At 64.2% G+C, this 6888-nt stretch carries 4 protein-coding genes and 3 tRNA genes; 1 reads left to right on the top strand and 6 read right to left on the bottom strand.

The features are described 5' to 3' along the window. From BUA36_RS24025 to BUA36_RS24010, 4 genes are all read right to left on the bottom strand, one after another. Nucleotides 1-188 (bottom strand): GTP-binding protein (locus BUA36_RS24025; RefSeq protein ID WP_072788221.1); only part of this gene is annotated, 188 nt, incomplete at its 3' end. Nucleotides 189-272: 84 nt separating this feature from the next. Further along, nucleotides 273-347: transfer RNA gene (locus BUA36_RS24020), tRNA-Thr, on the bottom strand. A gap of 60 nt (nt 348-407) precedes the next feature. Further along, nucleotides 408-481: transfer RNA gene (locus BUA36_RS24015), tRNA-Gly, on the bottom strand. A gap of 62 nt (nt 482-543) precedes the next feature. Next, nucleotides 544-628 (bottom strand) — tRNA-Tyr (locus BUA36_RS24010). A 195-nt stretch (nt 629-823) separates the two neighbouring features. On the opposite strand from BUA36_RS24010, the gene BUA36_RS24005 reads away from it, so the two are divergent. Next, nucleotides 824-4093, top strand: coding sequence for an EAL domain-containing protein (locus BUA36_RS24005; RefSeq protein ID WP_072788219.1), 3270 nt, complete (start codon nt 824-826; stop codon nt 4091-4093). 102 nt (nt 4094-4195) lie between these two features. Here BUA36_RS24005 and BUA36_RS24000 read toward each other — a convergent pair whose 3' ends face one another. Together BUA36_RS24000 and BUA36_RS23995 are read right to left on the bottom strand one after the other, a co-directional pair. Continuing rightward, nucleotides 4196-5779 carry a DUF3369 domain-containing protein gene (locus tag BUA36_RS24000; RefSeq protein ID WP_072788217.1) on the bottom strand — a complete coding sequence of 528 codons (1584 nt, stop codon included), beginning with the start codon at nt 5777-5779 and terminating at the stop codon, nt 4196-4198. A 79-nt stretch (nt 5780-5858) separates the two neighbouring features. After that, nucleotides 5859-6887 carry a J domain-containing protein gene (locus BUA36_RS23995; RefSeq protein WP_072788215.1) on the bottom strand — a complete coding sequence of 343 codons (1029 nt, stop codon included), beginning with the start codon at nt 6885-6887 and terminating at the stop codon, nt 5859-5861. Nucleotide 6888: the final 1 nt, after the last annotated feature.

Below are 6888 nucleotides of genomic sequence, written 5' to 3'. Positions count from 1 at the left end.
ATGGTGATACCACGTGCTTTTTCTTCTGGAGCAGCATCGATCTGGTCGTAGGCTTTCGCTTCGCCGCCGAATTTTTTCGACAGAACGGTTGCGATCGCAGCGGTCAGGGTGGTCTTGCCGTGGTCCACGTGGCCGATGGTGCCGACGTTAACGTGCGGCTTGGTCCGCTCGAATTTCTCTTTTGCCATTTTAGACTCCTAACGATGTGTGTGATTGGCAGGGAACCTGCCCGACTGTCTTGATAATGCTGCCGTACTGCGTACTGCGAATTCTGGTGCCCTTTACGTGGATTGAACACGTGGCCTCTCCCTTACCAAGGGAGTGCTCTACCACTGAGCTAAAAGGGCTGATTGGGTACTGCTGTTTTTACTGCGTTCGATGCTTGCGCATCTGCATTGCAACAACACTGGAGCGGGTGAAGGGAATCGAACCCTCGTCATAAGCTTGGAAGGCTTCAGCTCTACCATTGAGCTACACCCGCGAGGTATTGGTTCAATTCAACTCTTCATTTACTGCTAGCCACTCAGTCTTCTTGCAAAAACTTGGTGGAGGGGACTGGATTCGAACCAGTGTACTCTGAGAGAACGGATTTACAGTCCGTCGCCTTTAACCACTCGGCCACCCCTCCGCGAGGAACCGCAGAGTATGAAGCAATTTTTCTGAACCGTCAACTCCTTTTCACACCTTGCGATGTTGGGTCAACAGTTCGTCTGCTTCGGGGCGAGATTTTAAACGCACGAACTGCAAATGTGCAAGTGTTGTTTTTACGTTGAATGTTTTCCTATACAATCGATTCACTAATCGATCCCCTGGAGCCTTGGATTTGAAGAATCGAAGCGGTCGCTGGCCTACCTACCTGCTTGCCAATCTGGCCCTGTGGGCCGTGTACTACGCAGCGGGCCGCCTCGGTCTGCTGCTGGCGCTGCCGCCTAGCTATGCCTCCCCCATCTTTCTCCCCGCCGGCGTGTGTCTGGCCGCCTGCGTGGTGGGCGGCGCGCGCCTGCTGCCCGGCGTGGCGCTGGGCGCGCTCAGCGTCAACCTGATCTATCCGGCGCAAAGCGCCAGCGGCATCACCGCGCTGGCCCTGCTGGGCGCCTGTGCGCCGGCCATCGGCGCCTCGTTGCAGGCCTGGGTCGGCAGCACCCTGTTCCGCCGCTATATCGACCCGGCCATCGGCTCCGGCCGCGACGTGGTGCGCTTCATCCTGCTGGCGGCCAGCGCCACCGTGGTCTCCAGCACGATCTCGATTTCCGGCATGCTGCTGCTGGGCATACTGCAACGCGACACCATTGCCGCCGACTGGCTGGCCTGGTGGATGGGCGACACCATCGGCATCCTGCTGGCGGCGCCGCTGAGCTGGATCGTGATCGGCCGTCCGCGCACGCTGTGGGCGCGCCGCCGCACGCTGGTCGGCTTGCCGTTGCTGCTGTCGGCCGGCGCCTTCATCGCCATCTACCTGCAGGCCGACCGCTGGGAAAGCAGCCAGCAGCTGCAAACCTTCCGCCTCAAGGCGCAGCAGACCGGCGACCTGCTGCAAGCGCAGTTCAGCGAGCACGAACGCTTCATCTACGCCATGGCCAAGGCGCTCAACGATCCGCGCCGCTCGATCAACGCCGACGATTTCGGCAACCTTGCGCACGGCTACCTGGACCAGCGCCCCGAGCTGCTGTCGATGGGCTGGCTGATGCCCGTGGCCGGCAGCGAACGGCATGCGTTTGAAGCGTGGGCGCGCCAGCAGGTCGATCCCAACTTCGCTGTGCGCGAACGCCTGGAGCCGGCCGGCCAATTCGTCGGCGCCGCAGCGCGCGACCGCTACTTCGTGGTCACGTTTGTCGAACCGGCGGCGGCCCGCGACTACGTGGGACTCGACTTCCTGTCCGAAGAACGGCGCCGCGCTGCGCTCACGCGCGCGATCCAGTCGGGCCAGCCGACCGCCACCGCGCCGCTGCAATTTGCGCGCGCCATGCCCGGCACCGGCCTGCTGCTGCTGCAAACCGTCCACCCCAACAACGACCATCACCAGGCCGTAGGCGCGCTGCTGATCGCCATGCAGTTCGAGGCTTACCTGAACCAGGCGCTCAGACGTGCCGAGTTCCCGCACTTCCTGGTGCGCTTCGAAGACACCGACGACGACGGCCCGCGCCGCGTGGTGCAGGACACGCTGCACCGCGCGGTCGACGACGGCGACTACCAGCGCCAGCTGCACTTCGGTGGCCGCATCTACGAACTGACGCTGGCGCCCACGCCAAGCTATCTGCAGCAGCAGCGCGGCTGGCAAAGCTGGACCGTGCTGACCTGCGGCCTGCTGCTGACTGGCCTGCTCGGCACGCTGATGATGCTGATTAGCGGCGAACGCGCGCGCATCCAGGCCGAGGTCAAGGACAGCACCTCGCGCCTGCGCCAGCGCGAAGCGCGCCTGCAGGCCATCCTCAACAAGGCTGCCGACGCCATCCTCACCGTCGACGGCAACGGCGCGCTGATGTCGGCCAATGCCGCCGCCGGCCGCCTGTTCGGCTACGCGCCGGAAAAGATGACCGCGCTGCCGCTGGACAAACTGATCCCGGTCGGCGTCGGCGAAGCGGCGGGCCTGGACGCGGCAGGCCTGCTGCGCATGATCGCCTGCGGCGTCACCCACGAATACGAACTGCCGGGCTGGCGCAGCGACGGCAGCGAATTCCCGCTGGCGATGTCGGTGTCGGAAGTGGAGCTGCCGGACGAACACCTGTTCGTCGCCATCCTGCACGACCTCACCGAACAGCATATGGCGCAGGAACGCATCCACCGCCTGGCCCACCACGACACCTTGACCGGCCTGGCGAACCGCCTGTCGCTCAACCTGCGCCTCGACCAGCTGCTGGCGCAGACGCGCCGCAGCGGCGGCATGGCGGCGCTGCTGTTCATCGACCTCGATCACTTCAAGAAAATCAACGACACCCACGGCCACGAAATGGGCGACCTGCTGCTGATCGCCGTCTCGCAGCGGCTGCAGGAACTGCTGCGCGAAGTGGACACCATCGCCCGCCTCGGCGGCGATGAATTCATCGTCGTCACCGACGGCGCCGTCACGCCGGACGACGCCTCCAACATCGCCGTGCGCATCGTCGACGCGCTGACCGCGCCGTACCACCTGCAAGGCAAGACCATCCACAGCGGCGCCAGCGTCGGCGTGGCCATGTTCCCGTCCGATGGCGACGACAGCAGCACGCTAATGCGCCACGCCGACACCGCGATGTACGCGGCCAAGAGCCAGGGGCGTGGCAACTTCCAGTTCTTCTCCGAAGCGATGAACACCGCCACGCACGAACGCCTGATGCTGGAAAACCGCCTGTGGCAGGCGCTGGAACAAAACGAATTCGAGCTGTACTTGCAGCCGCAAATCGAACTGGCGACCCAGCGCATCATTGGCGCCGAAGCGCTGCTGCGCTGGCACCATCCCGAGCTGGGCATGGTGGGGCCGGACCGCTTCATTCCGATTGCCGAAGAATCAGGCCTCATCATTCCGCTTGGCGACTGGGTGCTGCAGCGCGCCACCAGCCTGCTGCACGCGTGGCGCACGCCGGGGCTGGCGCATCTGCGCCTGGCGGTCAACCTGTCGGCGCGCCAGTGCCACGGCCCTGGCCTGCTGCCGCACCTGGACCGCCTGCTGCACAGCCACGGCATCGACCCGGCCCTGCTGGAACTGGAGATCACCGAATCGGCGGCGATGCAGGACCCGGAACGCAGCCGCACCCTGCTCACCGAACTGCGCTCGCGCGGCATCAAGGTGGCGATCGACGACTTCGGCACCGGCTACTCGTCGCTGAGCTACCTGAAGCTGTTCGAGATCGACCGCATCAAGATCGACCGTGGCTTTGTGAAGGATATCGAGAGCGATCCGAATGATGCGGTGATCGTTGCCGCCACCATTGCGCTGGCCCATTCGCTGGGGCTGGAAGTGATTGCGGAAGGCGTGGAAACCCAGGCGCAGCGGGACTTCCTGCGGTCCAAGCAGTGTGACGAAGCCCAGGGTTATCTGTTTGCGCGGCCAATGCCCGTGGCGCAGTTTGAAGCGATGGTGCGCGGCGCCGCAGCGACGACTGCCGCAGCGGCCTGAGCTGCATTAATCCGGGGTCAGTTCTTGCAATCCAACACGAGCTCGGCCGTAGTGCATGCTACGGCTGAGCTCGTGTTGGATTGCAAGAACTGACCCCGGATTTTACTCGGGCGTGCGGCCGATGCTCGGATCGCGCTCGATCATTTCCAGCAGCGCTGCCACTACCTCGGGATCGAACTGCTTGCCCGCGCGGTCCTTGATGTAGGCTACCGCTTCGGTGTGCGGCCATGGCTCTTTGTACGGACGCTCGTGCAGCAGCGAATCGAAGACATCAATCACCGCCACTATGCGCGCCGCAATCGGAATCGCGCGGCCCTTGAGCTGGTTCGGATAGCCATTGCCGTCCCAGTGCTCGTGATGGCCGCCGGCGATCTGCGCGCCGTAGGTCAGGTAGCTGACGCCATCGACCATATTGGCGGCGCGCTCCAGGATGGTCTGGCCCACCCCCGCATGCTGCTGCATCTCGGCGCGTTCTTCCGGCGTGTGGATGCCCGGCTTGAGCAGGATATGGTCCGGCGTCGCCACCTTGCCCACATCGTGCAGGATCGAGGCCAGCCCGATCATCTCCAGCAGCTGCGGCGTGATCTCGTCCGGATAGGCGCCCCGTTCATGCAAGCGCTGCGCCAGCGCCGACGACAGCATCTGCACGCGCCGCACATGGCCGCCCGTGCCGCTGTCGCGGAACTCCGCCAGGTCGGCCAGCGCCACCACCGTGGCTTCCTGCGCCTTGCGCAGCTGGCCGAACATGTAGAGGTTGTCGAACGCCGCCGCGATGCGCTGGCAGAACACTTCCAGCAGGTCGCGCTGGATCTGCGCCAGCGGCCAGGGCGGCGTCACCGAGATCGCCACCTCGCGGTTTTCCTGCGTATGGATGAACAGCACATTGGCCGGATGCTCAAACTGCGATTTCTTTTCGGCGAATGCCTTGGCGATGGTCGGCCACAGCGGATGCGAGGCCGGCATCAGCTCTTCGCTGTTGAGCGAGGAATAGCCGCCGGTGGCAGCCACTACCGTGGTGATGCCGGTATCGCCCTGCATCAGGCACAGCACGCCGTCCGAGCCCACGTCCAGGATCGCGCTGACCTGATTCAGCACGCCGGAGGCAAACTCGCGCAGCGAATGGATCTGGTACAGATTGGTGGCGCCGGCCAGGATCTTGCCCAGGCCGATACGGCTGCGCTCCAGCATGTTCAGGCTCTCGTACGCGCGCAGCGCGGAGATCACCGTGGTGAACAGCTTTTGCGTGGTCAGCTCGGTCTTGGCCTTGTAGTCGTTGATGTCGTATTCGATGATGACGCGCTGCTCGGGCGCCTGGCCCGGCTGGCCGGTGCGCAGCACCACGCGCACGATGGAATTGTGCAGCTCTTCGCGGATGCGGCGCGCCAGCAGCAGGCCGGCGTCGTCGGTCTCCATCACCACGTCCAGCAGGACCAGCGCGATGTCGGGCGTGTCGCGCAGGATGTCATAGGCCTCGCGGCCGCTGTAGGCAGAGAACAGTTCCAGCTCGCGGCCCTTGAAGCTCACATTGCGCAGCGCCAGGCGGGTGACGGCATGGACATCGACATCGTCGTCGACGATCAGCACGCGCCACAGGCGCTGGTCCGGGGCACCGAGACCGCTGGCCGGCGTGTCTTCCTCGTCTTCGTCGATCAGCCAGTTGTCGTCTGCGGCGTTGGAATCTGTCATTACACACTCTCCTGATTGTTACCCTAGGATAATCAGATTCCCCCCCTATGACAACTCTTATTGGAAAGCTGTCGCGCCGCTAGTTGTTGACCGGTGACGCCCCGGCTTCGGCGCCGGCGGCAGCCGTGCGGTTGGCAGCCGCGCATGCGCCCGGATTGGCGCCCGCGTCGAGGTTTTGATAGCGGATTTCATACTTGCCGTTGACCAGTTTATCGACCAACAACTTGTCGTGCGCCTGCACATAGGCGTAGCGCACATTCGAGCGGCGATCCATGTCGTACACCTTGATAAACACGGCCGAGGCGTTGCTGCCGTTATCCAGTGTCAATTGCATATCATCGCCGCGGTTGCCGACCGGGAAGCCCTCCATATAGCCGGACCGGGCCGGCCATGGTTCGCCGTTGGGCGCCACCAGCGTCTGGGTCTGGGTTTCGCTGTCGCATTCGGCGCCGGCGCTCGGCAGCACCACCTGCGACATGGTCACCACCTTGATCGGCGTCGCCCTGGCCACATGCGAATCGGACAGGCGCACGCTGGCCCAGGCGTCGCGCTGCTCGGCCCTGGCGTCGGCGTGCAGATCGTGCAGGCTGCGTGCTGGCACGCTTTCCTGGGTGGCTGCATTGGCATTGATATTGCCCTTGCTGCCCCACGCCGAACTCAGCATGGTGGACATCAGCTGCGGCTCGGCCACCATGGTGGCGCCGCCTAACCAGCCCGCCGCCAGACAGGCTGCCAGACCGGCCCAGATGCGCCAGTCGCGGCGGCGCGGACGCCGTACCGGCGCGTCGTTGACGTGCTCGGGATGCCAGTTGCTGTCGTGCTTATGCTTGTCGCCGCGCGGGCCGTCTTCGTGGCGGGTGCTCTCCAGCCACTCGATTTCCCACTCTTCGGACGTGATCCACTCGTCGTGCTCCTTGCGGCGCTGCGGGTCGGACAGGGTCTCGTAGGCGCTGTTGAGAATGGCCATGATGCGCGCCGCCTTCTCATCCCCCGGATTTTTGTCCGGATGGTATTTTTGGCTCAGCGCCTTGTAGGCGGCACGTATGACTTCCTGTGGCGCCATACGCGACACTTTCAGGTTGTCATAGTGGGTGTGTATCTTTGCCATA

This window comes from Duganella sacchari, assembly GCF_900143065.1.
GTDB lineage: Bacteria > Pseudomonadota > Gammaproteobacteria > Burkholderiales > Burkholderiaceae_D > Rugamonas > Rugamonas sacchari.
The sequence above is the reverse complement of the archived record's forward strand: the minus strand, read 5'-3'. Positions and strand labels throughout refer to the sequence as shown.

What these genes read in the sequence shown, in the direction of transcription:
- BUA36_RS24000 (WP_072788217.1), bottom strand. Translation starts at nt 5,779, where the DNA reads ATGACAGATTCCAACGCCGCAGACGACAACTGGCTGATCGACGAAGAC.
- BUA36_RS23995 (WP_072788215.1), bottom strand. Translation starts at nt 6,887, where the DNA reads ATGGCAAAGATACACACCCACTATGACAACCTGAAAGTGTCGCGTATG.